Origin of the sequence: Ralstonia sp. GX3-BWBA (assembly GCF_003290055.1) — a bacterium.
GTDB classification, from domain to species: Bacteria; Pseudomonadota; Gammaproteobacteria; order Burkholderiales; family Burkholderiaceae; genus Ralstonia; species Ralstonia holmesii.
The window spans coordinates 43,456-69,471 of record NZ_QMKS01000019.1 but is presented as its reverse complement, the minus strand read 5'-3'; the positions used below and the strand labels follow the sequence as shown (position 1 = coordinate 69,471).

General features: G+C 65.9%; 22 protein-coding genes. 12 read left to right on the top strand and 10 right to left on the bottom strand.

Going from position 1 to position 26,016, the window contains the following annotated elements; all coding sequences use genetic code 11:
• Positions 1-3: 3 nt before the first annotated feature.
• The 7 genes from DOD19_RS17640 (at position 4) to DOD19_RS17610 (ending at position 5,777) form a co-directional block, all read left to right on the top strand.
• Positions 4-1,260, top strand: coding sequence for an aromatic ring-hydroxylating dioxygenase subunit alpha (locus DOD19_RS17640; RefSeq protein WP_112186887.1), 1,257 nt, complete (start codon positions 4-6; stop codon positions 1,258-1,260).
• A gap of 1 nt (position 1,261) precedes the next feature.
• The gene (locus DOD19_RS17635; RefSeq protein WP_112186885.1) at positions 1,262-1,753 is read left to right on the top strand and encodes a nuclear transport factor 2 family protein; all 492 of its coding nucleotides are present in this window, start codon (positions 1,262-1,264) and stop codon (positions 1,751-1,753) included.
• Positions 1,754-1,762: 9 nt separating this feature from the next.
• On the top strand, positions 1,763-2,086 hold the full coding sequence (locus tag DOD19_RS17630; RefSeq protein ID WP_024977955.1) for a non-heme iron oxygenase ferredoxin subunit: 324 nt from the start codon (positions 1,763-1,765) through the stop codon (positions 2,084-2,086).
• 10 nt (positions 2,087-2,096) lie between these two features.
• Positions 2,097-3,143 carry a gentisate 1,2-dioxygenase gene (gene gtdA, locus DOD19_RS17625; protein WP_112187221.1) on the top strand — a complete coding sequence of 349 codons (1,047 nt, stop codon included), beginning with the start codon at positions 2,097-2,099 and terminating at the stop codon, positions 3,141-3,143.
• A gap of 101 nt (positions 3,144-3,244) precedes the next feature.
• Complete coding sequence (locus tag DOD19_RS17620; protein WP_112186883.1) at positions 3,245-3,943, top strand: fumarylacetoacetate hydrolase family protein; 699 nt, start codon at positions 3,245-3,247, stop codon at positions 3,941-3,943.
• Positions 3,944-3,954: 11 nt separating this feature from the next.
• Positions 3,955-4,596: a maleylacetoacetate isomerase gene (gene maiA, locus DOD19_RS17615; RefSeq protein WP_112186881.1), complete on the top strand. Its 642-nt coding sequence runs from the start codon at positions 3,955-3,957 to the stop codon at positions 4,594-4,596.
• Positions 4,597-4,673: 77 nt separating this feature from the next.
• Entirely contained in the window at positions 4,674-5,777 is a 1,104-nt protein-coding gene (locus DOD19_RS17610) for a porin (protein ID WP_112186879.1), read from the top strand.
• Between the two features lie 74 nt (positions 5,778-5,851).
• On the opposite strand, the gene DOD19_RS17605 is transcribed toward DOD19_RS17610, so the two are convergent.
• The 4 genes from DOD19_RS17605 to DOD19_RS17590 form a co-directional block, all read right to left on the bottom strand.
• Positions 5,852-7,087, bottom strand: coding sequence for a cystathionine gamma-synthase family protein (locus tag DOD19_RS17605; protein ID WP_112186878.1), 1,236 nt, complete (start codon positions 7,085-7,087; stop codon positions 5,852-5,854).
• Between the two features lie 390 nt (positions 7,088-7,477).
• Positions 7,478-8,749 carry an Nramp family divalent metal transporter gene (locus tag DOD19_RS17600; RefSeq protein ID WP_024977961.1) on the bottom strand — a complete coding sequence of 424 codons (1,272 nt, stop codon included), beginning with the start codon at positions 8,747-8,749 and terminating at the stop codon, positions 7,478-7,480.
• Between the two features lie 7 nt (positions 8,750-8,756).
• Complete coding sequence (locus tag DOD19_RS17595; protein ID WP_112186876.1) at positions 8,757-9,023, bottom strand: hypothetical protein; 267 nt, start codon at positions 9,021-9,023, stop codon at positions 8,757-8,759.
• A 29-nt stretch (positions 9,024-9,052) separates the two neighbouring features.
• A complete protein-coding gene (locus tag DOD19_RS17590) occupies positions 9,053-9,544 on the bottom strand; it encodes a YetF domain-containing protein (RefSeq protein WP_024977963.1) in 492 nt (163 codons plus the stop codon).
• Between the two features lie 157 nt (positions 9,545-9,701).
• On the opposite strand from DOD19_RS17590, the gene DOD19_RS17585 reads away from it, so the two are divergent.
• On the top strand, positions 9,702-10,562 hold the full coding sequence (locus DOD19_RS17585) for an SDR family oxidoreductase (RefSeq protein WP_112186874.1): 861 nt from the start codon (positions 9,702-9,704) through the stop codon (positions 10,560-10,562).
• Positions 10,563-10,595: 33 nt separating this feature from the next.
• On the opposite strand, the gene DOD19_RS17580 is transcribed toward DOD19_RS17585, so the two are convergent.
• The 6 genes from DOD19_RS17580 to DOD19_RS17555 form a co-directional block, all read right to left on the bottom strand.
• Positions 10,596-11,732 carry a porin gene (locus tag DOD19_RS17580; RefSeq protein WP_112186872.1) on the bottom strand — a complete coding sequence of 379 codons (1,137 nt, stop codon included), beginning with the start codon at positions 11,730-11,732 and terminating at the stop codon, positions 10,596-10,598.
• Positions 11,733-11,848: 116 nt separating this feature from the next.
• Positions 11,849-13,069 (bottom strand): 3-(3-hydroxy-phenyl)propionate transporter MhpT, encoded by a 1,221-nt coding sequence (gene mhpT, locus DOD19_RS17575; protein ID WP_024977966.1) that lies wholly within the window; start codon positions 13,067-13,069, stop codon positions 11,849-11,851.
• A gap of 29 nt (positions 13,070-13,098) precedes the next feature.
• On the bottom strand, positions 13,099-14,847 hold the full coding sequence (locus DOD19_RS17570; RefSeq protein WP_112186870.1) for a tannase/feruloyl esterase family alpha/beta hydrolase: 1,749 nt from the start codon (positions 14,845-14,847) through the stop codon (positions 13,099-13,101).
• 60 nt (positions 14,848-14,907) lie between these two features.
• Complete coding sequence (locus DOD19_RS17565; protein ID WP_112187219.1) at positions 14,908-16,812, bottom strand: feruloyl-CoA synthase; 1,905 nt, start codon at positions 16,810-16,812, stop codon at positions 14,908-14,910.
• Positions 16,813-16,893: 81 nt separating this feature from the next.
• Positions 16,894-18,357 (bottom strand): aldehyde dehydrogenase, encoded by a 1,464-nt coding sequence (locus tag DOD19_RS17560; RefSeq protein ID WP_112186869.1) that lies wholly within the window; start codon positions 18,355-18,357, stop codon positions 16,894-16,896.
• Positions 18,358-18,390: 33 nt separating this feature from the next.
• Complete coding sequence (locus DOD19_RS17555) at positions 18,391-19,224, bottom strand: p-hydroxycinnamoyl CoA hydratase/lyase (protein WP_024977970.1); 834 nt, start codon at positions 19,222-19,224, stop codon at positions 18,391-18,393.
• Between the two features lie 190 nt (positions 19,225-19,414).
• On the opposite strand from DOD19_RS17555, the gene DOD19_RS17550 reads away from it, so the two are divergent.
• The 4 genes from DOD19_RS17550 (at position 19,415) to DOD19_RS17535 (ending at position 26,016) form a co-directional block, all read left to right on the top strand.
• On the top strand, positions 19,415-19,888 hold the full coding sequence (locus tag DOD19_RS17550; RefSeq protein WP_024977971.1) for a MarR family transcriptional regulator: 474 nt from the start codon (positions 19,415-19,417) through the stop codon (positions 19,886-19,888).
• Between the two features lie 161 nt (positions 19,889-20,049).
• Positions 20,050-23,256 carry an efflux RND transporter permease subunit gene (locus tag DOD19_RS17545; RefSeq protein ID WP_024977972.1) on the top strand — a complete coding sequence of 1,069 codons (3,207 nt, stop codon included), beginning with the start codon at positions 20,050-20,052 and terminating at the stop codon, positions 23,254-23,256.
• On the top strand, positions 23,249-24,574 hold the full coding sequence (locus DOD19_RS17540; RefSeq protein WP_112186868.1) for an efflux RND transporter periplasmic adaptor subunit: 1,326 nt from the start codon (positions 23,249-23,251) through the stop codon (positions 24,572-24,574). Before DOD19_RS17545 ends, DOD19_RS17540 begins: the two co-directional genes overlap by 8 nt.
• Entirely contained in the window at positions 24,571-26,016 is a 1,446-nt protein-coding gene (locus tag DOD19_RS17535) for an efflux transporter outer membrane subunit (RefSeq protein WP_112186867.1), read from the top strand. The genes DOD19_RS17540 and DOD19_RS17535 overlap by 4 nt, the downstream gene beginning before the upstream one ends.

The window sequence follows — 26,016 nt, the reverse complement described above, 5'->3', positions numbered from 1 at the left end:
CCCATGAAAGAGTCGACCCTCACGTTTTCCAGACCCGTCTGGAAAGACGATGGCTCCAGCCGGATTCCATTCCGCGCCTACACCGACGACGAGATCCACCAGCGCGAGCTGGAACGCCTGTTCTACAACGGGCACTGGTGCTACGTCGGCCTGGAAGCGGAGATACCCAACGCGGGCGATTTCAAGCGCACGGTGGTGGGCGAACGTTCGGTGATCGTCACACGCACGCCGGACAGCTCGATTGCCGTGGTGGAGAACGTCTGCGCGCACCGCGGCGTGCGCTTCTGCCGCGAGAGATCCGGCAACCGCAAAGACTTCACCTGCCCCTACCACCAGTGGAACTACGACCTGAAAGGCAACCTGATCGGCGTGCCATTCCGGCGGGGCGTGAAGTCCGAAGGCAAGGTGCAGGGCGGCATGCCTGCCGATTTCGATCCGAAGGAACACGGCCTCATGCAACTCAACGTGGCCGTGCGCAACGGGGTCATCTTTGCCTCGTTCGACCACGACTTGCCGTCTTTGGAAGACTTTCTCGGGCCGACCATCCTTGGCTATTTCGACCGCGTGTTCGACGGTCGCAAGCTGAAGATACTTGGCTACAACAAGCAGCGCATTCCGGGCAACTGGAAGCTGATGCAGGAGAACATCAAAGACCCGTATCACCCGGGGCTTCTGCACACGTGGTTCGTCACGTTCGGGCTCTGGCGAGCGGACAACAAATCCGAGCTGAAGATGGATGCGCTGCATCGCCACGCCGCGATGATCTCCACGCGCGGCACCGGCGGGAAAGGCGCCGTCACCAGCGGCGTCACCAGCTTCAAAGAGAAGATGACGCTGCACGACGACCGCTTTCTCGATGTTGTGCAGGAACCCTGGTGGGGCGGCCCGACGGCCGTGATGATGACCGTCTTCCCGAGCGTGATCATCCAGCAGCAGGTCAATTCCGTGTCGACACGACACATCCAGCCCAACGGCCACGGCTCATTCGATTTCGTCTGGACCCACTTCGGCTTTGAAGACGACACCGAAGAGATGACGCAGCGCCGCCTGCGCCAGGCCAACCTGTTCGGGCCCGCCGGCTTTGTCTCGGCAGACGACGGCGAGGTCATCGAGTTCTCCCAGGAAGGCTTTGAGCAGAAGCCGGGCCACCGCACCGTGGCCGAACTCGGCGGCCGCGAAGTGGGCGACACCGACCACATGGTCACGGAAACGCTTATCCGCGGCATGTACGAATACTGGCGCAAGGTGATGGAGATCTGACATGGCTGACGTGACTGACACGCTCGATTTCTCGACCTACCAGCAACTGCTGGCCCTCTATACCCGTTACGCCAGCGCCGTGGACAACGCGGCGTGGGATCAATGGACCGACCTCTTCGTCGACGACTGCACTTACAAGGTCCAGCCGCGCGAAAACTACGAACGCGGCTTTCCGCTCGCCACGCTGTCGTTCGAAAGCAAGGGCATGTTGAAGGACCGCATCTACGGCATCACAGAGACGATCTTCCACGACCCGTACTACCAGCGCCATGTGGTTGGCCTGCCCGAGGTCACGCATGTGGAAGGCGACCGCATTGAAGCGCAGGCCAACTACGCCGTGTTCCGCACCAAGCCCGATGCGTTGTCGACGGTGTTCAACGTCGGCCGCTACATCGACATCATCGTCCGCACCGAAACGGGATTGAAGCTGAAGTCGCGCACCTGCGTGTTCGACAGCGAAATGATCCCGAACTCGATCATCTATCCGATCTGAGGTCTGCCCATGAGCAATACATCAACCACCACCTGGCTCAAGCTCATCAGCGTTGACGACCTGCCGGACGACGACGTGATTGCCGTCAGTGCCGGCGACGCGGAGATCGCGGTGTACCGCGTTGCCGGTGAAGTCTTCGCCACCGACAACGTCTGCACGCACGGCCACGCGCGCCTGTGCGACGGTTTTCTCGACGGCTACGAGATCGAATGCCCGCTGCACCAGGGCAAGTTCGACGTGCGCTCGGGCAAGGCGATGTGCGAACCGCTCACGACCGACGTGCGCACGTTCCCGATCAAGATCGAAGACGGCCACGTCTTTGTCGAGCTGTAAGGGGATGGCCATGACATCAACCACGCTGCAGACCGAGCGCGGCGCGTACTACGCGCAACTCGATGGCAGGCAACTGGCGCCGCTGTGGGAATCGCTGCATTCGCTGGTGCCGCGCGAGCCCACGCCGCGCATCGTGCCCGCCATCTGGAAGTACAACGAGGTGCGCCCGCTGGTCATGCAGGCCGGCGCCGTCATCAGCGCGGAAGAGGCCGTGCGCCGCGTTCTGATCCTGGAGAACCCGGGGCTGCCGGGCAAGGCCAGCGTGACATCCACGCTGTACGCGGGGCTGCAATTGATCCTGCCGGGTGAGATCGCGCCGAGCCACCGGCATACGCAATCGGCGCTGCGCTTCATTGTCGAAGGCCGTGGCGCGTGGACTGCCGTCAACGGCGAACGCACCACGATGCACCCCGGCGATTTCATCATCACGCCTTCGTGGACGTGGCACGACCACGGCTGCCCGACGCTTGAGGATGGTGGCGAACCCGTCGTCTGGCTGGACGGCCTCGACATTCCGCTGGTGCAGCAATTCGACTGCGGCTTTGCCGAGAACTATCCGGAAGCGCAGCAACCCGTGATGCGCCCGGAAGGCGACAGCTACGCGCGCTTCGGCCACAACATGGTGCCGGTGCGCCATCGCGTGACCGACCCCACGTCACCGATCTTCAGCTACCCGTATGCGCGCTCGCTCGAAGCGCTCGACACGCTCTACCGCCACGGCGAACTGGACCCCTGGGACGGCGTGAAGCTGCGCTACGTGAATCCCGCCACCGGCGGCTGGCCGATGCCTACCATCGCCACCTTCATGCAGTTCCTGCCCAAGGGCTTTGCGGGCAAGACCTACCGCAGCACCGACGCCACCGTCTACAGCGTGGTGGAAGGCCGCGGCACGGCACGCATTGGCGACGCGCAATTCGAGTTCGAGCCGCGCGACGTGTTTGTCGCGCCGTCGTGGGCGCCGGTGCAGCTCAACGCATCGGAGGACGCGGTGCTGTTCAGCTATTCCGACCGGCCCGTGCTGTCCGCACTGAATCTGCTGCGCGAAGCGCGTACCTGACAAGAACCCACTCCATTGCTCTTGCGGCGTGCCAGACGGCACCGCCGCCGGGCCGATTCACGCCTGACCCCTGCGCTTTGACCGACCACACTGAGCCCACCATGACCTACGTCTTCACGCCCCCTGCCCTCACCACGGTGCCCGTTGCAGGCAGCAGCGACCAATTTGCCGTCCGCCGCGTCTATTGCGTCGGCCGCAACTACGCCGCCCACGCCCGTGAGATGGGCTACGACCCCGACCGCGAACCGCCGTTCTTCTTCTGCAAGCCCACAGACGCCATCGTGCCGGTGGCGGATGGTCAAACGCTTGAACTGCCGTATCCCTCGCAAACGCAGAACTACCACTATGAAGCCGAGCTGGTGGCCGTGATCGGCAAATCCGGCGCCGACATCTCCGTGGACACCGCGCTCGACCATGTGTGGGGCTACGCCGTCGGGCTCGACATGACCCGCCGCGATCTGCAGATGAAGATGCGTGAGATGGGCCGCCCATGGGAGATCGGCAAGGCATTCGATGTGTCCGCGCCGATGGGCCCCATCCATCCGGTCAGCAAGATCGGGCACCCGCAGCAAGCCGGCATCTGGCTGACCGTCAATGGCGAGACCAAACAGCGCAGCGACGTATCGCACCTGATCTGGTCGGTGGCGGAAACGGTGGCGTACCTGTCGCAGTTCTTCCGTCTGGAGCCGGGTGACGTGATCTTTACCGGCACGCCGGAAGGTGTCGGGGCCGTGAAGCCCGGCGACCGCATCGTCATGGGCGTGAATGGCCTGGGCGAGCTGAAAGCCTGCATCGTCTGAGCAGGCGCGCCATGCAGCTCTACAGCTTCTTCAATAGCTCGACGTCGTATCGGGTGCGCATTGCGCTGGCGCTCAAAGGGCTGCCTTACGAGACGCTGCCGGTGAACATCCGCACCGGCGAGCATCGCGCGGCAGGCTATGTGGAGCACATCAACCCGTCGGCGGGCGTACCGGCGCTCATCGACGGCGAGATGCAATTGAGCCAGTCGCTCGCGATCATCGATTACCTCGATGCGCGCCACCCCGAGCCACGGCTCATTCCGCTCGAACCGTTGCAGCGGGCGCGCGTGCTGGAACTGGCCAACGCCATCGCTTGCGACATCCACCCGATCAACAACCTGCGCGTGCTGCGCTATCTGCAAGACGTGCTGAAGGTCACGCCCGAGCAGAAAGACGCGTGGTATCGCCACTGGATCGACGAAGGCATGGCGACCGTCGAGCGCCTGCTCGCGCGGTACGGCACCGGCCCATGGTGCTTTGGCGATGCGCCGACGCTGGCCGACGTTGCGCTGGTGCCGCAGGTTGCCAACGCGCTGCGCATGGGGTGTTCGCTGGAGCGGTACGAGCACGCGATGGCGATCTACCAACACGCCAGTGCGCATCCGGCCTTCAAGGCTGCGGCGCCGGCACAACAGCCCGATTTCATCGCTTGATTCGCCACCAAAACGCCTGATGCACCGATGGGTGCACGTAGGGCATCCACGCAAAAAAACACAACGGAGGAGACCTCATGAACCTGCGCCACCTGGCGTTTCCCTTGCTGCTGGCAGCGCCCGCGCTTGCCGCCGCACAATCAGCAGCCCAGTCCGTGACGCTGTACGGCGTCATCGATACGGGCGTCGAATACGTCAACCGCATCGGCTCGGCCGGCAATAGCGTCGTGCGCATGCCCAACCTGAGCGGCACCGTACCCTCGCGCTGGGGCCTGCGCGGCACCGAAGACCTGGGCGGCGGCGCCAAGGCGCTGTTCACCTTGGAATCGGGCTTCGCGCCCGACAGCGGCACGAGCAACCAGGGCGGCCGCCTGTTCGGTCGGCAGGCGTGGGTGGGCCTGTCCAACAACTGGGGGCAGATCAGCCTCGGCCGTCAATACACGATGCTGTTCTGGGCCACGCTCGATACCGACCTGCTCGGCCCCAACGCGTACGGTTCCAGCTCACTCGACACCTACCTGCCCAACGCCCGCGCCGACAACGCTATTGCCTACAAGGGCAAGTTCGGCGGGTTCACGGTCGGTGCCACCTACAGCTTTGGCCGCGATGCCGTCAACGCCGGGCCCAGCCCGTCCGGCACCAACTGCGCAGGCGAAAACCCTGCCGACACGCGAGCCTGTCGCGAGTGGTCTGCGCTGCTGATGTACGAGACCGGCAAGTGGGGCGTTTCTGCCGCATATGATTCCCAGCGCGGCGAGCCCGGCGCGTTTGCGGGGTTGACGTCAAGCTCGCTCAAGGATGAGCGCATGGCGTTGGGCGGCTATGCGCTGTTCGACCGCGCGAAGGTTGGTCTGGGCTGGATCGGCCGCCGCAATGGCGCATCGGCCACGCCGCGCAGCGACCTCTTCTATGCGGGCGCCGCGTACGACCTGACACCGGCACTCACGCTCACGGGCGAGGTCTTCCACCTGCGGTTCCACAACAGCGCCAACAAGGCATGGCTGGGGGCGGTGCGCGCCAGCTACGCGTTCAGCAAGCGCTCGTCGGTGTATGCCACGGTCGGCTATATCGACAACCGCGGCAGCCTGGCGCTGTCTGTAGACAGTGCCGCCACGGGCGCCGCACCCGCCGCCGGCGGAAACCAGCTCGGCACGATGATCGGCATCAGGCACGTGTTCTGACCTGCCATGAAAAAGGCCCGCCACTCTATGCGAGTGAGCGGGCCTTCAAATTTCAAAGCCAGAACGGTGCCAGCTCAGCCGACGGCCGTAGCATCCAGCGCCTGCGTGAAATCCGCCAACAGATCGGCCTCATCTTCAATGCCGACCGACACGCGGACCAGCGAATCGGCAATGCCCATGGATGCGCGGCGCTCCGCGCCCATTTCCCAGTAGATGGTCGGCGCGACCGGAATCACCAGCGTGCGTGTGTCGCCCAGGTGCGTGGCGCGCACGGCGTAGCGCAGGTGGTCGAGCATGTCGACGTAGTCTGCGCCGTCCACCAGTTCGAAGCTCAGCAGGCCGCCGTAGTGGCGGAACAGCTCGGTGGCGCGTGCGTGTTCGGGGTGTTCCGGCAGGCCGGGGTAGTACACGCGTGCCACCTTCGGGTGCGCGGCCAGCGTGCGGGCCAGCGCCAGGGCATTGCTGCAGGTGCGGTCAATGCGCAGCGCCATTGTTTCGGCCCCCACGGCAATGCGGTGCGCGGCATCGGCAATCAACGTCGCGCCCTGGTCACGCAGGCCCTTCTTGCGAATCTGCTGGATGCCCTGCATTTCCGGCTTGGCCTTGCGGTACGCCGGGTAGATGTTCGGATACGTCGTCCAGTCGAACAGGCCGGTATCGACCACCGCACCGCCCAGCGCGTTGCCGTGCCCGCCGATGTACTTGGACAGCGAATGCACCACCAGGCTCGCCTGCGCGTCGCGCGCGCGGAACAGCCACGGCGAGGTCATCGTGCCGTCGACCACGTAGATCAGGCCGCGTGCCTTGCACACGTCGCCAATGCCCTTCAGATCCGCCACCTGGGTGCGCGGGTTGGCAATGGTTTCCACGAAGACGAGGCGCGTATTCGGCTGCACAGCGTCGGCCACGGCCTGGGCAGACGTGGCATCGACGAACGTCACCTCCACGCCCAGGTTGCGCAGCGTCTCGAACACGCTGTTGGTGTTGCCGAACAGGAAGGCGCTGGAGACCACGTGGTCGCCCGCGCGCAGCATGGTCGAAAACACCGCCATGATGGCCGCCATGCCGGTGGCGAAGCACGCGGTGGCCACGCCCGCTTCCATCATCGTGATCTTGGCTTCCAGTGCGGCGGTGGTCGGGTTGCCCTGGCGCGCGTAGGTGTAGCCGGGCTTGCCCTGGAACACGTCGATCAGCTCGCGTGTATCGGCATAGCCGTACGTGGTTGACGTGTGCAGGGGCTTGTGGACGGCGTAGTGCTCGACGCCGGCTTCACGGTCGGCGTGCAGGAGGGCGGTGGTCAGTCCGGTCATGGCGGGGCGGCAGAAAGGCGGGGTAGGACAGGAAACAGCAGGAAAGTCCTGCATTATCGCGCGATTCCGGGGCCGCCTGGGCGCCAGAGCCCGGGCGGGCGTGGAACATGGCTTGCGTCGCACCTCGCGTTGCAAGACTGACCGAATTCCACGCCTGGTGACGAGTCCGTCTTCTGCACCGTCCCACTTCGGGCCGCGCCTTCATGCAAGCCGGCAGACGGGCGGGCTGGTCTGCGATGTGGAGCGCGGCACTACGGGCACGTCTTCCAGAGGAATGTCGCCAATGCCGTGGAATACGACAGCTTTCATGATTGACCCCTAGTTGGTCAACAGGGCACCGCGCCGGTTGCGCGGTTTCGCCCAAGACACGCAACCCCAGTGCCTGCCGTTTTACGAACCGCGCACAGCCAGCACGAAGAACAGGAGCGTACTGGCGCACATGCTCAGCGTCGCCAGCCACGCCGTGCCATGCAGCAGGCGGGAGCTGCGGAACGGCCCCATCACGGCCTTGCGGCGCGACATCAACTGCAGCATCACCATGACAGGCGTGGCCGCCACACCATTGAGCACAGCCGCCCAGTACAGCAACTTGAACGGTTCGATAGGCAGAAACACCATCACCGTGGCCACCGCCATCACGAGCGCCAGGAACAGGTAGAACTTGGGCGCGCGGTGCACCTTCGCCTCCAGGCTGCTGTGCCACTGGAAGGCCTCGGCAGCGGCATAGGCGGCGGAGCCCGCCAGCACCGGCACCGCCAGCAGCCCCGTGCCAATCACGCCCACGGCAAACAACGTCTGCGCAAAGCGCCCGGCCACAGGCTTGAGCGCTTCAGCGGCCTGTGCGCAGGTCTCGATTTGCGTGAGGCCGTGCGTGTGCAGTGCGTAAGCGGCCGTCAACATGATGCAGAAGGCGATCAGCGCCGACACCACCATCCCGACCGTAGTGTCGATGCGGATGCGTGCGAGCTGATCCTTCGCCTGCCACGGCGCTTTCTTGAGCGGCGCTTCGTCTTCGGCCAGCCGTGTTTCCTCGACCTCGCCCGCAGCCTGCCAGACAAACAGATAGGGGCTGATGGTGGTGCCAAACACCGCCACCAGCGTCATTGCATAGTCTTTCGACCAATGCAGCCGGGGCACCACGGTGTCGTGCAGCGCGTGCACCCAGTCCACCTTCACGACAAATGCCGTCGCCACATATGCCAGCAGTGACAGCGCCGTCCATTGCAGATAGCGCGCATAGCGGCGGTACGGCATCCAGACTTGCAGCACGAGCGTGAAGACGGCAAACAGGCATGCATACCACGCTGTCGCCCCCCCCAGAAGCAGGCGCACGCTGTCGCCCATGGCCGCAATGTCGGCACCCACGTTGATGATGTTGGCAAGCGTCACCAGCGCCACAAATGCATAGGCAAGCCATGGCGACTGATGCCGCCGGATGTTGGCGACCACGCCCTGCCCGGACACGCGCCCCAAGCGGGCGCTGACGAGCTGGATGGAAATCATCAGGGGCAGCGTCAGCAACAGCGTCCACAGCATGCCGGTACCCATCTGCGCGCCGGCCTGCGCATAGGTGGCGATCCCGCTCGGATCGTCATCTGCGGCGCCGGTGATCAGGCCGGGCCCCAGCCGGCGGTACCACGGGGCGTCGTCTGCGGCAGGCACGTTGCGCTCAGCTGCGGTTATCTGTGGGTGAAGCGCCGGGGGTCTGGTCGCCGGGGTCGTGCAGCTTGTCGCGGGTGATGCCAGGCGGCACCTCGCCCTGGCGCATGCGGCGCAGCGTGTCGTGCGGGCTCTGCTGCTTGGGTGCCGTGCTGCCGGTGCGGCCGACTTCCGCATTGGCCGGCCGGTCGCCCGGCTTGCGGTGCGATTCGGCCTGTTCCCAATCAGCCTTGCGTTGTTCGGCGTCTCGGTTTTCCTTCTGTTGCTTGTTTCGCATGGCTGGCTCCGGTGTGCGTGTGTGCAAAATCAGCGACGCTTGCGGATCAGGCTGACCTGTCCGTTGCGCTCCAGGATGGCGGCCTCCACATCGTCGAGCGTGCGCGAGCCTAAGGTCTGGCGCACGCTCTCTTGCAAGTCGCCCATGGTGATGAGCGCCGCATCCATCTGCCCTTGGTCGAAGCGCCCTTCGCGATAGACCTCGCGTTCGCGCCCCGCGATGAGCCGGTCCAGCTTCGGCAGCCGCACGCATGCCCACCCCAGCAGGCGGTGCACGGCCACCAGCGCGAGCGACGCCGACACCGTGGCCACAAACGGCGAGGCCCCGACAATCGCTCGGCTCAGCGTCGCGCCCAGCAACACGGCGACAACGAAGTCGAACGGCGCCCGCTGGCCGAACGAGCGCCGGCCCGACAGGCGCACCAGCGCCAGCCCGATGGCGAACACGACCACCGCGCGCAATGCGGTTTGCAGCGGGTTGAGATCCTTGCCTTCGCCAAACAGGAACAGCAGCGTGTCCATGGCGCCTCCCGTGGTCGATGTGGAGTCTGTTCCACCAGCAGAGCAAGCGGCGTGCCTCAATGCATGCGCCGCAGACTGCACCTCACCCCGCGATCGTGCGCAATGGCATGCCGCGTGCTGAAAGCCGGTGTATCCGCACTTTCATAGCGAGCCCGCCATGCCCGACCAGCCACAGCAGCAACCGCCACAGCACCAGGACCGTCAGCCCGGCACCGAGGGCAACATGACGCCACGCCCGCGCGCGGAGATGGAGAATTACGTCGGCAGCGGCAAGCTCACCGACAAGGTCGCCATCGTCACCGGCGGCGACAGCGGCATCGGACGCGCCGTCGCCATCGGCTTCGCCAAGGAAGGCGCGGACGTGCTGATCGCCTACCTGGATGAACACGACGACGCCAACCAGACCTGCCGCCTGGTACGCGCCACGGGCCGCCGCTGCGAAGCCATTGCCGGCGACCTGGGCGACGAAGCGCATGCACGCGCAGTAGTTACGCAGGCGGTGGCCATGTTCGGCAAGATCGATCTCGTGGTCAGCAATGCGGCAGAGCAGCATCCACAGCAAAGCCTGGCCGACATTGATGCGGCGCAGCTGGAGCGCACGTTCCGCACCAATGTCTTTGCGATGTTCTATTTGATACGCGCGGCGCTACCGCACTTGCATGAAGGCGCGCGCATCATCGCGACCACGTCGGTCACGGCGTTTCGCGGCAGCGGGCACCTGGTGGACTACGCCGCCACCAAAGGCGCGATCGTGGCGTTCACCCGCTCACTGGCGCAGCAGTTGGCGGACAAGAGCATCCTGGTGAACGCCGTGGCGCCGGGGCCGATCTGGACGCCGTTGATCCCGTCCACCTTCGATGCTGAGCACGTCGCCAAGTTTGGCAGCAAGGAACCGCTCGGCCGGGCCGGCCAGCCGGATGAAGTGGCGCCCTGCTACATCTTTCTTGCGTCTGCCGATGCGAGTTACATGACGGGGCAGACGCTGCATCCGAATGGGGGGGAGATCGTCAATGGGTGACGGGGTGGCGATGCTCCCCCCCCTTCCACATCATCAAAACGCCGTCCGCATCCCCACCATCGCGCCGAGCTGGTTCACGCCCTTGGCGGGCGTGGTGCCGCCGCCTCCGGCGCTGACGGAATACTGCGCGTTGGCGCTGTTCCAGAGATAGCCAGTCTGCGCATACAGCGCCATGCGCTTGGACAACGCATAGACGCCGCGCAGCACGGCCATCGTTGCGCTGCGGCTCTGGTCGGCATTGACGATACGGAGCAGGCCGGCATCGAGCGTGAGCGCACCCGTGAGCGGATAGCTGCCGTTGACGAAGTACAGGTTGGAGCGGACATCCCCAGCAACGGCTTGCAGGTGGCGGCCGATCCAGCCGACGCCAAGCTTGGCGTTGCCGAGCTTCACATAACCGTTGGCGACGATGCGGCGGTCCTTGTCGCCCGCATCGGTGAACGCGATGGGCGCGCTGCCGTTGAAGAACGATGCAGTAGCCCCGGTGCCGCCGCGCTGCTCTTCGTAGGCGCCGGCCACACCAAAGGTGGCGGCGTCGTACTTCACCATTGCCGACATGGTGCGGCACGCCGATGCATTACCCGCTACCTCTCCCGCACACGTGCCGGACGCGGGCACACCGCCCGCGGCATCGTGGCCGAACGAATACGTGGCGCCCACCGTCAGGCCGCTGAAAGTGCCCTTGTAGGCGATGGTGTTGTCTGTGCGGGCGTTGGGGATGTAGGCGTCCAGTGAACCGATGGCGTACTGGCTGGGGCCGAGAATGTCAGCATCGGCCAGCGACAGAAACACCATGCTGTACTGCCGGCCCAGCGTGACGGTGCCGTAATCGCTTGCGAGCCCGACCCACGCCTGCCGGCCGAAGAGACGACCTCCCTGACCGGAGGTGCCGGTGTCTGTGTTGAAACCGCTTTCCAGCGTGAACACGGCCTTCATGCCGCTGCCCAGGTCTTCAGCGCCGCGCAGGCCCCAGCGCGAGGGCAACGTACCCGTCACCGAGGGGATGCGTGTTAGGCCATTGCCGTTGGCGTTGGCATGGCTCACGTATTCGATGCCGGTGTCGATCAGGCCGTAAAGCGTGACGCTCTGGGCGTTGGCCACGCCGCTGGCGAGTGCGCAGGTGGCCGCTGCCAGCGCGAGACAGTGCGTGCGCAAGGTGGTGGTTTGCATGTGGGGCCCCTCCTAGGGTCGAGCCGGTCCCGCCCCCCATGTCTGGCGGGCCGGCAGTTTGGAATGCGTGGAAGGCGCCATCCGGGCGGACGGCGCGAGAAAGAAGAACCGCTGCGTCAGTCCTGCACGCGTGGCCGCTTGAGCAGCAGCAACGCCGCCAGCGCCGCAACAACAGTGACGGGGATGCTCGCGCCGATGATGGTGGTGGCGTGCTGCCCCATCGCCAGCAACTGGCCCGCCAGCAGCGGCCCCGCGATCGAGCCCAGCCGGCCCACAGCCACTGCGGCACCCACGCCGGTACCGCGCACGACAGTCGGGTAATAGGCCGCCGCCAGCGCGTATAGCACCGACTGCGCCCCAATCACAAACAGCCCGGCCATGAACGCCCCGGCCGACATCGATGCCATACCGCCTGCGGCGGCCAGCAACGACAGCGCCGCGATGATGCCGACATACATGCCCGATACCACCCAGCGCGGGCGCGCCGCGTCCATCAGCATGCCGATACCCAAAGCGCCTGCACCGCCACCGATGTTGAACAGGATCTGCACCATGCCCACCTGCGGCCGGCTCAGCCCCTGCGCGGCCATCAGCGAAGGCAGCCAGTTGAGCAGGAAATACAGCACGATCAGCGTGAAGAAATAGCTGACCCACAGGAACAGCGTGGCGGCCGTGCGGCGCTCGCCAAACAGTGCCCATGACACGGGCGGTGGCTGGATGGCGCCACGCTGTGCGCTGTCGAACCGGCGCGATTCCTGCAGCGTCAGCAGCAGCGGCACCACGACCAGCGGGCCGAAGCCGCCCACGTAGAAGATGTGACGCCAGCCGGAATCGCCCGCGCTCAACATGCCGACCACCGCGGCGATGGCGCCGCCAAACGGGATGCCGCAATACATGACGCTCACGGCGGTGTTGCGCAGGCGTGTGGGTACCGCTTCGGCACACAACGCGATCAGGTTGGGCATGGCGGCACCCAGGCCGATGCCGGTGGCAACGCGGATCATCAGCAGGCTGTTGAAATCCCACACGTGCGCCGTGGCGATCGAAAAGATGCCGAACAGCGCCGTGGCCAGGATCAGCACACGCTTGCGGCCGATGCGATCGGCCAGGCGGCCGCCCAGCATGGCGCCCGGCAACAGGCCGAACGTGCCGGCGCTGAAGGCCAGGCCCATCTGCCCGACCGATAGGCCGAACTCGCGCGCCATGCGCGGCGCGGCCACGCCGATGGATTGCAGATCGAGCCCTTCAAGCAGTGCAACGATGAAGCACAGCCCGAGGGTCATGGCGACACCGGGGCCAACGTTCTCCCGGGTCAATGTCGTGGTGGTGGTTTGCATGGCGTCTCCTTCCGGATGTTGGGCGGCCGTCATTGGCAACTGAAGCTCGACGCGTCGTTGACGTTACCGGTGCCCGTATAGCGGGCGTTCTTCGGGTACGCGCACAGCGGGCGCGTGCGGTCGTGGCCGGCGGAATTCCAATCGCTGGGCACTTCGGCATTGGGCACGGCGTTGGCAGGGCCGCGCGCGGTGGCGACCACGCTGTCGGGCGCCACGCCGTGTTCCACCCAGGCCACCAGCGGCGTGAGCATGTCGAACTGGTCGGCGGTCGGGCCGCCCGCGCAGTGGTTCATGCCTGGCACCGGATAGAAGCGCGCGAAGTTGCTGGCATCGCCGCCGTTGGCAACAGCCAGGCGCTGGTACCAGTCGGTCGTGTCGTCGGACGAGAACACCGGGTCGCTCGTGCCGTGATAGACCATCAGCTTGGCGCCGCGCCCCTTGAGCGTGCCGAGGTTGGTCTCGTCGGGCGGCGTCATGAACGACCAGGCGGATTCGGTGTACGTGGCGTCGGTGGCGAAGATCTTCGGCGCGTCGGTGTCCATGTTGAACGCCAGGCCATACGCGGTGAGTGACGTAATGGCGGATGCGGGCTGCGGCGTGGTCGTAAACACGAACGCCAGTGCTGCGGGGTCGAGCTGAATGGAGTTGCCCTGCTTCCAGGCAGCCCAGTTGCTGCCGCTGATACCGGCATCAAACGAAAAGCCCGAATACAACGCCTGCCCTGCGCTGTTGTGCGCGCCGGCAAACAGATTGGCCATCACGGTCTTCTGCGCGGCGGTCAGGCAAGTGCCGTCGCGTGCGCCGGTGCAGGTCGGCACATCGTTAGCGAGGCTGAAGGCCGTCTGGCACGCCTTGAGGTTGTTGATCATGCCGTCGGTCGTGCCATCCAGCGCATCGCACTTGGCGAGCACGTGGCTGGCCACCATGGCGCGCTCCGTTGCGCTCAGGGACGTGGTGATGTCTGGAAAGCCGGCACTGGTGTTGGCCGTGGCCACCGTCGCCAGCTGCTGCGCGCTGTACACCTCGTTGATGGCCGCCTTGGGCAGATGGAAACCCGGGTCGCCGGCCACAATGCCGTCATACGCATTGGCCGAGCGCGCAGCGGCCACCATCGCATGGCGCCCGCCGTTGGAGCACCCGCCAAAGTAGCTGCGGTCCGGCGCCTTGCCGTACACCTGCGCGATCATCGACTTGGCCATTGGCGTGAGCGTGGCGACGGCGTTGTAGCCGTAGTCGAGGCGCGCCTGCGGGTCACGCCCGAACAGCGGCACCTGGCTGCCGTTATGCCCAGCATCCGAACTGATCACGGCAAACCCCGAGCCCAGCGCACTGCTCACGGGCCCGCCACCCAGCGCGCCCAGCGCGGTGGCCACCGAGCCATCCAGCCCGCCGTTGGCCTGATAGAAGAAGCGACCATTCCACGCCTTGGGCAGGCGCATTTCAAAACCGATGGCGTAGGTCTTGCCGTCTACCGGGCTCACGCGCGTGTTCATGGTTCCGGTGATCAGGCAATGCTCGGGCACGGCGTTGCCGCCAACGGTCAACGTGCCTGCCGCCACGGTAGAGACGGCGGTGATGCTGGTGTTGGCAAAGCTCAGCTTGCCGGCAAAGCTCTCGCACGTGGTGGCGAGCGTCAAGCCGGTGGCAGGCGTGAGTTGTGGCAGTTGCGATGCTTGCGACGTTGATGCGTCGCCTGTGCTGTCGTCGTTGCAGCCGGCGCAGCTCAGCGCGAGGGCGAGCGCGGTCAGCGCCATGCCCCGTGACATGACGGTCTTCATGAGTCTCCTCCTGGGTGGATGAACCAGTCTTTGCCGGTTGGTCGTATTGCTGCGTTGGGATCAGCCCGCGCGGATGACAGCGGGATCGCCATCGCGATACAGCGTGTCGACCTGCTCTGCACGGTGGGTCAGCACGGCACGCTGGTTGAGCGTGCCCTTGTCGGTGATCTCGCCACGGTCCAGCGACGGCGGCGCGTCAAGCAAGCGCAGCCGCGCCACGCGCGTGGCGCTGCCGGTGGCCGTGGCGTTCAGTTCATGCAGCAGCGCGGCAAATGCGGCGCGCACGGCGGGGGCAGCCAATACTTCGGCCACGCCCGCGGTGGGCGGCAGGCCAGACAGGCTGCGGCATCGCTCCATTTGCGGAAATACCAGCAAGCCGATGTCGTCACGGTTCATGCCGGCAATCACCACGTCCTGCACGTACGGCGCGCCCGCCGCGATCACGCGGGCGCGCAACGGCCCCACGCTCACGAAGGTGCCGGAGCTGAGCTTGAAGTCCTCCGCGATGCGGCCATCGAAGACGAGGCCTTTCTCGGGGTGCTCCGGGTCGTAGAAACGCAGCGCGTCGCCGCTGCAGTAATAGCCGTCTTCGTCGAAGACGGGAGCCGCGGGCTCTTCGCCCAGGCGCCAGTAGCCACGCATGACGTGCGGCCCGCGAAAACGCGCCTCCAGCTTGTCGCCCACGGGCACGAGCTTGAGTTCGCACCCCGGTGCCGGCGTGCCGACATAGCCGGAGCGCATGATCGGCGCGGTGGTGAACAGGCAGCACGGCGAGGTCTCGGTCATGCCCAGCCCGGCCATGATGCGGATGCGCTCGCCGCAGTGCTGGCCGGTCACGCGCTCCAGCCGGTCCCATGCCTCTTGCGACAGCCCGGCACCGCCAAAGAAGTAGAGCTTCACGCGCGAGAAGAAGCGCTCGCGCAATGCCGGGTCCCGTTCCAGCGCCAGCGCGAGTTCTTCCCACCCCTTGGGCACGTTGAAATACGCGGTGGGCGCGATCTCGTGCAGGTTGCGCAGGGTCTCGTCGAATTTGCCCGGCACGGGCCGGCCGTCATCGATGTAAAGCGTGCCGCCGTTGTAAAGCACGATGCCAACGTTGTGGCTGCCGCCGAAGGTGTGGTTCCAGGGCAGCCAGTCCACCAGCACCGGCGGCTCCTTGGCAAATTCGGGAATGGTCTGGCGCAGCATCTGCTGGTTGCTGCACAGCATGCGGTGCGTGGTCGGCACGGCCTTGGGCGCGCGTGTCGAGCCGGAAGTGAAGAGCACCTTCACCAGCGTATCGGGGCCGGTTGCGGCCTGCGCGGCGTCTGCTGTCGTTACGGGCGTCTGCAGCAATGCGTCGAACGCCGTGGCGGTGCGGCCAGGCAAGCCGCCGTCGCGCGTGATGACCTCGACGCCCTCCGGCACCACCGCATCGATGGCTTTGGCGAAGGCCGTGCCATCTGCCGCATAGACAAGCCCCGGTGTGAGCACGTCGAACACGTGCCGAAGCTTGCCGAAATCCGTCGAGACCAATGCATACGGCGGCGACACCGGCGCATACGGCACGCCCGCCCACATGGCGCCCAGTGCCAGCTGCAGATGCTCAAGATCATTGCCGGACAGAATCGCCAGCGGGCGCTCGGTGGAGACACCACGATCCAGCAACGCCTGGCCGATGGCGCGGGCGTGCTCCAGCATCTCGCGATACGTCAGCTTGATCCACGCGCCGTCTGCCCCGCGGCGTGCAGCCAGCACACGATCCGGATGGCGCTGCGCGCCCGCCACGAGGCAGTCGGTCATGCGTTGCGGATGCTCGGCAAGCGCCTCGGTATTGCGCACGTGCCAGACGGTGCCGTCGCGCGCGTCCATCTCGCAACGCGCAGGCGCATCGCTCACGGCAACCTGCCTGTATGGGTGATTTGGCACACCTGCCGGGGGCGGCGTGTGATGCCCGGTTTGAACCTGCCGGCCTTGAGCCTGCATTTCGACGTGATTCACGTCTTGTCTCCTGAATGCGCCGCCCGTTTTATGGTTGTGGTGGGCGGTTGCCGAACTTCAGATCGGTTAAATCGGATAGTGGCGCGGCGTATTCTGCAAGGTGATCCAGCGCAGCTCGGTAAATTCCGCAATCGATGCCTTGCCGCCAAAACGGCCATAGCCACTGCTCTTCACGCCGCCAAACGGCATCTGCGCTTCATCGTGCACGGTGGGGCCGTTGATGTGGCAGATGCCCGATTCGATACGCTGCGCAACCCGCATGGCGCGCGACACATCGCGGCTGAACACGGCGGCCGACAAGCCGTATTCGCTGTCGTTGGCCAAGCGGATCGCCTCTTCGTCGCCATCCACGCGCGCCACCGTCACCACGGGGCCGAACGATTCCTCGTTGTACAGCCGCATGGCAGGCGTCACGCCATCCACGATGGCCGGCTGCACGATGGCGCCATCCATGTGCAAGCCAACGGGCAGCGCGGCGCCGAGCGCGCGGGCATCTTCCACCAGCGCCTGCACGCGCTTGGCCGCATCCACGCTCACCATCGCGCCCAGCTGCGCGGTGGCGTCGGTCGGGTCACCTGCGCGAAGCGTGCGCGCCTTGGCGGCCAGCTTGTCGACGAGGGCATCGGCAATCTTGCGATCGACGATGACGCGTTCGGTCGACATGCAGATCTGCCCCTGGTTGAAGAACGCACCGAAGGCGATGGCATCCACCGCGGCGTCGAGATCCGCATCGTCCAGCACCAGTACCGGCGCCTTGCCGCCCAGCTCCAGCAGCGCAGGCTTCAGATGCCGCGCGGCGTGCTGCGCAATGATGCGCCCCACGTGCGTCGAGCCCGTGAAGTTCACGCGCCGCACGGCCGGGTGCGCGATCAGGCGTTCCACCACCTGGGCCGCATCGGCCGGCGCGTTGCTCACCACGTTGACCACACCGTCGCCCAAGCCAGCCTCTTGCAGCACGGTGCCGATCAGCCGGTGCACGCCCGGACACATCTCCGAGGCCTTCAACACGACCGTGTTGCCGCACGCCAGCGGCATCGCCAGCGCGCGCGTGCCCAGGATCACCGGCGCGTTCCACGGCGCAATGCCCAGCACCACGCCGCACGGCTGACGCACGGCCATCGCAAAGTTGCCCGGCACATCCGACGGGATGACGCTGCCGTCGATCTGCGTGGTCATGGAGGCAGCTTCGCGCAGCATGTTGGCCGCCAGCATGACGTTGAAGCCGATCCAGTTGGGGCTGGCGCCGGTTTCGGCTGCGCCGGCATGGATGAATGCCTCGGTGTGCTGGTCCATCAGGTCGGCCGCCTTGAGCAGGCGCTTGCGGCGCTCGCCCGGCGGTAGCGCTGCCCACGCGGGGAAGGCATCGGCGGCGGCCTGCACGGCGGCGTCCGCATCCTCCAGCGTGGCAGCCGCCGCGCGCGAGGCGACCGCGTCGTTGACTGGGTTGCGGCGCTCGAAGGTGGCACCGTTGGCGGCTGGCCGGCTTTGACCACCGATCAGCAGGGTCACAAGCTGAGTCACGTCAGGCATGGGTTCGTCTCCGGGGGCGTTGGAGGGAGCGGATCAGGCGCGCTTGTATGCCTGCAGACCCGGCTTGATGGACTTGTCGTCCAGGAACTGCTTGAGGCCCTGCTCGCGGCCGCCCTCCGGGTCCCGCAGCGTGGCCTGGTCGAGCTTGGCGTACAGGTAGTCCTCGTTCTGCTCCCACGTCAGCTCGCGGCTGCGCTTGAAGCCGTGCTTGGCGGCACGCAGCACCACCGGGTTCTTCTCCAGCAGCTTCTCGGCCAGCGCCACGGTGCGGGCGCGCAGGTGGGCGCGCGGCACGCTCTCGTTGACGAGCCCCATGGCGGCGGCCTGCTGGCCTGTGAAGGTCTCGCCGGTCATGATGTAGTAGAGCGCCTGACGGTGGCCAACGGTATCCGCCATCGCTTTGCTGACGAGGTTGCCCGGCGGGATGCCCCAGTTGATCTCCGACAGACCGAAGGTGGCCTCGTCTGCGGCAATCGCCAGATCGCACGCCACCAGCGGCGAAAACCCGCCACCGAAGCACCAGCCGTTGACCATCGCGATGGTCGGCTTGGCATACATGCGCAAGAGCTTCCATTGCCACTGGCAGGCGTCGCGGCGGATCTTCTCCTGCAGGATCTCGGGGCCCGCGTCCACTTCGCGGAAGTATTCCTTCAAGTCCATGCCGGCCGTCCATGCATCGCCCGCGCCGGTCAGCACCAGCACCTTGGCATCGGCATCCAACTCCAGCGCTTCAAGCACCTGGATCATCTCCGCGTTGAGCGTCGGGCTCATGGCGTTGCGCTTCTCGGGGCGGTTGAACGTCACCCATGCAATGCCCTGGTCCACCTTCACGTCCACGGTCTGCCAGCGCCCTTGGTAATCAGCCATTTCCATCTCCTTGATCAGTCGGCTTGCTTGAGACACCCGCCGCCTTGTGTGTGCGGCGCGTCTCAGCTTGGTGCCCATTTAATATCAGGTAACCTGATATCACAAGGAGATTATCATTGCCGTAAACCCTGATCCGAACGACACGTAGCAGAATGTGCGCATCTGCATAGGTGCACACCCACTCACATCCATGGCGGCCACACGAACCAAACGCAACACCCCCCAGCCCGCGCAAGAGGGCGCCCCTGCAACGTCTGCCCGACTGCCCTACCTGATCGGCCGCACCGACCGCATCGTCAAGCGCCGCCTGGGCGAGGCGCTGGCGCCGCATGGGCTGACAGTCCCGCAGTTCACCGCGCTCTCTGTGCTGCATGCGCGCGGCAGCCTGTCGAACGCGCAACTGGCGGAACGCTCTTTCATGTCGCCGCAATCGGCCAATGAAGTGGTGAAGACGATGGAAGCGCGGGGCTGGGTGACGCGCACGCCCGATCCGACGCACGGCCGCATCGTCATGCTGGGCCTGACCGACGAAGCGCTCGCGCTGCTGGCGCTATGCGACGAGGCCGTCAGCCGGCTGGAGAAGGAAATGTTGCAGGGAATCGACGTCGCGCACGCCGCATTGCTGCACGATCTGCTGCTGCAATGTGGGCGGAATCTGCGCTGAGCGGGCACCTTCAGTTGCCCCGGCGGCCGCCGTTATTCAATGTAATAAAGTCTGATCATAGGAACATTCTGATCGACACCCCTCGGCGATAGAATGGCTGGTCGCCGCCGTTCGAGCGGCCTTCGTCCCCCATCAACGCACCGCGGTTCTGAAACACCTCCATGTGGATTGTCCAACTCGCGCTGCGAAGGCCGCTGACGTTCATCGTCCTCGCCCTGCTGATCCTGCTGGCGACGCCGTTTACGCTCATGCGTACGCCAACGGACATCTTTCCGGAAATCGATATTCCGGTCGTCAGCATCATCTGGAATTACAACGGCCTGCCCGCCAAGGAGATGGCCGACCGCATCGTGTCAGTCACGGAGCGCAGCCTGACGACCACCGTCAACGACATCGAGCACATCGAATCGCAATCGTTGAACGGCATCTCGATCGTCAAGGTGTTCTTCCAGCCGACGGCCAACATCCAGACCGCGCTGGCGCAGATCGTTTCGGTGTCGCAGGCGCAGGTGCGGCAGTTGCCACCGGGGACGACTCCGCCGCTGATCATCAAGTATTCAGCGTCGAGCATTCCGATCCTGCAACTGGGCCTGTCGAGCAACACGCTGTCGGAGCAGGAACTCAATGATGCGGCGCTGAACTTCCTGCGCCCGCGCCTGATTACGGTGCCTGGCATCGCCGTGCCGTTCCCGTATGGCGGCAAGAGCCGGCAGATCACGGTCGATCTCGACACGCAGAAGCTGCTGGCGCAGGGCTTGACGCCCGTGGACATCGTCAACGCGGTGGGCGCGCAGAACCTGATCCTGCCAGCGGGCACGCAAAAGATCGACGCCACCGAATACGGCGTCACGCTCAACGGCACGCCCGGCAGCATCGCCGCGCTCAACGCCATTCCGGTCAAGACCAGCAACGGCGCGACGCTGTACCTGGGCGACGTGGCCCATGTGCGCGACGGTTTCTCGCCGCAGACCAACGTGGTGCGCCAGGATGGCCAGCGCGGCGTGCTGCTGTCCATCCTGAAGAACGGCGGTGCGTCGACGCTGGATATCGTCAGCAATATCTACAAGCTGCTGCCCACCGCCGCGGCGGCGCTTCCGCAAGACATCAAGATCACACCGCTGTTCGACCAGTCGCTGTTCGTGAAAGCGGCCATTGAAGGCGTGATTCGCGAGGCGCTCATCGCCGCGTGTCTGACGGCCGCCATGATCCTGCTGTTCCTCGGCAACTGGCGCAGCACGGCCATCATTGCGGTGTCGATTCCGCTGTCGATCCTGTCGTCGATCATCGTGCTGCACCTGCTGGGCGAGACCATCAACCTGATGACGCTCGGTGGCCTCGCACTCGCGGTCGGGATTCTCGTGGACGATGCCACCGTCACCATCGAGAACATCGAGCGCCATCTGCACGAAGGCAAGGAGCCCGTTACCGCCATCCTGGACGGCGCGGCCGAGATTGCCGTGCCGGCCTTTGTGTCGACGCTCTGCATCTGCATCGTGTTCGTGCCGATGTTCTTCCTCACAGGCGTGGCTCGCTACCTGTTCGTGCCGATGGCCGAAGCGGTGATCTTCGCCATGCTGGCGTCGTATGTGCTGTCGCGCACGCTGGTGCCGACGCTGGTGATGATGCTCATGACCGGGCACACGCAAGACGCCAAGAAAGCCGACGCAAAACCGAGCACGTTCGGCCGCATCTATCGGGCCTTCAACACGCAGTTCGAGCACATGCGCGGCAATTACGCCGCCGTCCTGGGCGGGTTGCTGGAGCGCCGCCGCGTGTTTGCACTGTCGTTCCTGGGCTTTTGCGTGGCGTCGTGCGCGCTGTTCCTGGTGCTCGGCCGCGACTTCTTCCCCGATGTGGATGCAGGCCAGATCCGCCTGCACATGCGGGCACCGTCGGGCATGCGCATTGAAGAGACAGCGCGCCTGGCCGACGAGGTGGAAACCACCATCCGGCAAATCATTCCCAAGAAAGAGCTGTCGACCATCCTCGACAACCTGGGCGTGCCCAACTCCGGTATCAACCTGTCGTACAGCAACGCCGGCACCATCGGCACGCTCGACGGCGAAATCCTGATCGCCCTGCACGAAGGCGAGCGCAAACCCAGCGCCGAATACATCCGCCGCCTGCGCGAAGAACTGCCGAAACGGTTCCCTAGCGTGGAGTTCGCGTTCCAGCCCGCCGACATCGTCAGCCAGATCCTGAACTTCGGCCTGCCGTCGGCCATCGACGTGCAGTTCTCGGGCGCAGACGTGGCCACCAACAAGCAGCTCGCGGGCATGCTGGCCAACCGCATCAAGCAGATTCCGGGCGCGGTGGATACACATGTGCACCAGCGCTTCGACCAGCCCACGCTGGCCCTGAACATGGACCGCACCCGCATCCAGCAGGTGGGCCTGGAAGGGCGCGACGTGGCGCAGAACCTGCTGGTGTCGCTCAGCTCCAGCTTCCAGACCTCGCCCACGTTCTGGCTGAACCCGATCAACGGCGTGGTGTACCAAGTGGCCGTCACAAGCCCGCAGTACCGCGTCGACTCTCTTGATGCGCTGCTGCGCACGCCGGTGGCGGGCTCGCGCGGTGGCGCTGCACAGGCAGGCGGCCCGCAGTTGCTGGGCAACCTCGTGCAGGTCGGCCCCGGGGTGCAGCCGCAGGTTGTCTCGCATTACGACATCACGCCCGTGGTGGATGTGTACGCCGCCGTGCAGGGCCGCGACCTGGGCGCCGTCGCCAAGGAAGTGCAGAAAGCCGTTGACGACATTCGTCCCAAGCTGCCGCGCGGCGCACAGGTCACGGTGCGCGGCCAGGTGAAGACAATGGAATCGTCCTTCGTTGGCCTGGGTGTGGGGCTGGTGATGGCGATCGTGCTGGTGTACCTGCTGATCGTCGTGAACTTCCAGTCGTGGATCGACCCGCTCATCATCGTGACGGCCCTGCCGGCCGCGCTGGCGGGCATCGCCTGGATGCTGTTCGTGACGGGGACCACGCTGTCGGTGCCGTCACTCACGGGCGCGATCATGACGATGGGTGTGGCGACGGCCAACTCGATTCTGTTGATCTCGTTCGCCCGGGAGCGATTGGCCGAAGGCATTGCGCCTGTGCAGGCCGCGCTGGAAGCGGGCGCCACACGCCTGCGCCCGGTGTTGATGACGGCCCTGGCGATGATCATCGGCATGGTGCCCATGGCGTTGGGCCTGGGCGAAGGCGCAGAACAGAACGCGCCGCTTGGGCGCGCGGTGATCGGCGGTTTGCTGTTTGCGACCGTCTCGACCCTCTTCTTTGTTCCGGTGGTGTTTGCCAGCGTGCACAACAGATTGCAGCGGCGCGCCGCCCGGCGTAGTCACGATTTGCGGGGAAGCGAAGGACATGTCTGAACAAACATCCGGTGCCCATTCAGGGCCGCATTCAGGGCCGCATTCGGGGCACCTCGCGGGCGGCCCGCCCCACCACGTCGTCACGGTGGACCCGATCGAACAGGTCGACCGCGGCCCCGCCATGCGCCGCGCACGCTGGGTCGTGATTGCAGTAGGGGTGGTGCTGGCGCTGGGCGCTGCACGCACGCTGGTCGGCCGGTACTACAACGCGCATGCGCTGGAGCGGCAGGTGAACGCGCAGACCAGCCGCTACGTCACCACCATCGCCCCCAAACCGGCCCACACCAATCGCGAACTGACGCTGCCGGGCACGCTGCAGGGCTACGTTGAATCGCCCATCTATGCGCGCACCAGCGGTTACGTGCTGCGCTGGTTCAAGGACATCGGCGCGCACGTCGACAAGGGCGAAGTGCTGGCGCTGCTCGACACGCCAGAAGTGGACCAGGAACTGAACCAGGCGCAGGCCACGCGCAACCAGGCTGCCGCACGCAAGGCGCTGGCGCAGACCTCGCTCACGCGCTGGCAGAACCTGCGCCAGAAAGACGCCGTCTCGCAACAGGAACTGGACGAGCGCACCAGCGCCGCCAACCAGGCCCAGGCCGACCTGGCTGCCGCAGAAGCCAACGTGCGCCGCCTGCAGGAACTGCAAGGCTTCCGCCGCGTGGTGGCCCCCTTTGCGGGCGTGGTGACCAAGCGCAATGTCGATGTCGGCGCGTTGGTCAACGCCGGCAACGCGGGCGCCAACCGCGAGCTGTTTACGCTTGCGCAGACCGATCCGCTGCGCATCTACCTCTACGTGCCGCAGGCGTATTCGCAACAGGTGAAGGTCGGGCAGGACGTGGCCGTGACGCTGGCCGAGCTGCCGGGCCAGACCTTCCACGGCACCATCGCGCGCGCCTCCGGCGCCATCGACGCCACCACGCGCACCATGCAGGTGGAAGTGCAGTTACCCAACAAGGACGGTCGCCTGCTGCCCGGCGCCTATGTGCAGGTCGCCATCAAGGGCAAAGCCACCGGCGACGAAGCCGGCGCCAGCGCGAAGGCAGATGCACCGGTTGCATTCACGGTGCCGACCAACACGCTGCTCTTCCGCAAGGAGGGCCCGCGCATCGCCGTGGCAGAGAACGGCCACGTCGACCTGCGCCCCGTCACCATCGGACGCGACTACGGCCGCACGGTAGAAATCGTCTCCGGCCTGAAGGCGACGGACGCGCTGATCCTCAACCCGGCCGATTCCATCGAGCAGGGCGAAGCGGTGACCATCGTCACGCCTGCCCCGGCATCAGCGCCCGCGGCTTCTGCGCCGCATGCATCATGACGCGGTTGCGCACCACCACGCTGGTGGCATCGATGATCGCCGCGCTGGCCGGCTGCTCGCTCGCGCCGACCTACGAGCGCCCGGCCATGGACGTGCCCGCGCACTGGCAGACCGAAGCGCCCTGGCGCGCCGCGCAACCCGCCGACACCGCGCCCAAAGGCCCGTGGTGGCAGCGCTTCAACGATCCGCAGCTCGACAAGCTCGTCACGCAGGCGCTGGCGCACAACCAATCGCTCAAGGTTGCGTTGTCGAACCTGGAGCAGGCGCAGGCTCAGACGCGCGTCGCCCGCGCAAGCCTGCTCCCCACCCTCACGGCCACCAACAACGACACGCGCACGCGCACGTCGTCGGAACGGCCGCTCTCTTCATACACGAGCCCGACGATGTCGACCGTGCAGAGCGACTTCGTCCTGCGCGCCGACGCGAGTTACGAAGCCGATCTGTTCGGCCGCGTGCGCAACACCGTCGCCAACGCCGCCGCAAGTGAAGAGCAGGCGGGCGCCAATTTCGAGAACTTCCGCCTGCTGCTTGCCGCGCAGGTCGCCACCACCTGGTACAACCTGCGCGAGACCGATGCGGAAATCGCCGTGGTGCAGGAAGGTTTGGCGCTGCAGCATAAGGCGCTCGATTTCGTCACCTCGCGGCATCAGGACGGCGTGGCCTCGGGGCTCGATCTGGCGCAACAACAAGCGCTGGTGGACAGCACCGCCACGCAGGCCGAACTGCTGACCAAGCAACGCGCGCAGTACGAACACGCGCTGGCGACGCTGGTCGGTACACCGGCCCCGGCCTTCCATCTCGACCCCGCACCGCTGGCGGGCACCGCGCCGCAGATTCCGGTGGCGCTGCCCTCCGACGTAATCGAACGCCGCCCCGACGTGGCCGCCGCAGAGCGCGGTGCAGCGGCCGCCAACGCGCAAGTGGGCGTGGCACGTGCGGCCTTCTTCCCGAGCGTGATGCTCAACGGCGGCGCCGGTTGGGAAAGCCGCGATCTTTCGCTGTTGTTTTCTGCGCCTACGCTGCTGTGGTCGTTCGGCACGCAGATCGCCCAGACGGTGTTCGACGCTGGCCGCACGCGGGCACGCGTGGACATTGCCAATGCGGCCTACCAGGGCGCGATCGCCAACTACCGGCAGACGGTGCTGGGCGCGTTGCAGGAAGTGGAAGATGGACTGGCCGGGCTGCAATCGCTGGACCGCGCGGCAAACCAGGCGCGCCATGCCGTGGAAAGCGCCCGCAAGGTCTACGACATTGCGAGCGTGCGCTACGAAGGCGGGCTCGCAACCTCGTTGGACGTGATCACCGCGCAGCAATCGCTGTTGAACAACCAGCGCACGGCCGTGCAGATTCTCGGCCAGCAGATGACGACGAGCGTGTTCCTCGTCAAGGCGGTGGGCGGCGACTGGAACCACGCCGCGCCTGCGCCAGCAGCCACGCGGTAG

Excerpts from the sequence above, each read along its gene's own strand:
- DOD19_RS17640 (WP_112186887.1), top strand. The coding sequence starts at position 4 with ATGAAAGAGTCGACCCTCACGTTTTCCAGACCCGTCTGGAAAGACGAT.
- DOD19_RS17635 (WP_112186885.1), top strand. The coding sequence starts at position 1,262 with ATGGCTGACGTGACTGACACGCTCGATTTCTCGACCTACCAGCAACTG.
- DOD19_RS17630 (WP_024977955.1), top strand. The coding sequence starts at position 1,763 with ATGAGCAATACATCAACCACCACCTGGCTCAAGCTCATCAGCGTTGAC.
- gtdA (WP_112187221.1), top strand. The coding sequence starts at position 2,097 with ATGACATCAACCACGCTGCAGACCGAGCGCGGCGCGTACTACGCGCAA.
- DOD19_RS17620 (WP_112186883.1), top strand. The coding sequence starts at position 3,245 with ATGACCTACGTCTTCACGCCCCCTGCCCTCACCACGGTGCCCGTTGCA.
- maiA (WP_112186881.1), top strand. The coding sequence starts at position 3,955 with ATGCAGCTCTACAGCTTCTTCAATAGCTCGACGTCGTATCGGGTGCGC.
- DOD19_RS17610 (WP_112186879.1), top strand. The coding sequence starts at position 4,674 with ATGAACCTGCGCCACCTGGCGTTTCCCTTGCTGCTGGCAGCGCCCGCG.
- DOD19_RS17605 (WP_112186878.1), bottom strand. The coding sequence starts at position 7,087 with ATGACCGGACTGACCACCGCCCTCCTGCACGCCGACCGTGAAGCCGGC.
- DOD19_RS17595 (WP_112186876.1), bottom strand. The coding sequence starts at position 9,023 with ATGCGAAACAAGCAACAGAAGGAAAACCGAGACGCCGAACAACGCAAG.
- DOD19_RS17590 (WP_024977963.1), bottom strand. The coding sequence starts at position 9,544 with ATGGACACGCTGCTGTTCCTGTTTGGCGAAGGCAAGGATCTCAACCCG.
- DOD19_RS17585 (WP_112186874.1), top strand. The coding sequence starts at position 9,702 with ATGCCCGACCAGCCACAGCAGCAACCGCCACAGCACCAGGACCGTCAG.
- DOD19_RS17580 (WP_112186872.1), bottom strand. The coding sequence starts at position 11,732 with ATGCAAACCACCACCTTGCGCACGCACTGTCTCGCGCTGGCAGCGGCC.
- mhpT (WP_024977966.1), bottom strand. The coding sequence starts at position 13,069 with ATGCAAACCACCACCACGACATTGACCCGGGAGAACGTTGGCCCCGGT.
- DOD19_RS17570 (WP_112186870.1), bottom strand. The coding sequence starts at position 14,847 with ATGAAGACCGTCATGTCACGGGGCATGGCGCTGACCGCGCTCGCCCTC.
- DOD19_RS17565 (WP_112187219.1), bottom strand. The coding sequence starts at position 16,812 with ATGCAGGCTCAAGGCCGGCAGGTTCAAACCGGGCATCACACGCCGCCC.
- DOD19_RS17560 (WP_112186869.1), bottom strand. The coding sequence starts at position 18,357 with ATGCCTGACGTGACTCAGCTTGTGACCCTGCTGATCGGTGGTCAAAGC.
- DOD19_RS17555 (WP_024977970.1), bottom strand. The coding sequence starts at position 19,224 with ATGGCTGATTACCAAGGGCGCTGGCAGACCGTGGACGTGAAGGTGGAC.
- DOD19_RS17550 (WP_024977971.1), top strand. The coding sequence starts at position 19,415 with ATGGCGGCCACACGAACCAAACGCAACACCCCCCAGCCCGCGCAAGAG.
- DOD19_RS17545 (WP_024977972.1), top strand. The coding sequence starts at position 20,050 with ATGTGGATTGTCCAACTCGCGCTGCGAAGGCCGCTGACGTTCATCGTC.
- DOD19_RS17540 (WP_112186868.1), top strand. The coding sequence starts at position 23,249 with ATGTCTGAACAAACATCCGGTGCCCATTCAGGGCCGCATTCAGGGCCG.
- DOD19_RS17535 (WP_112186867.1), top strand. The coding sequence starts at position 24,571 with ATGACGCGGTTGCGCACCACCACGCTGGTGGCATCGATGATCGCCGCG.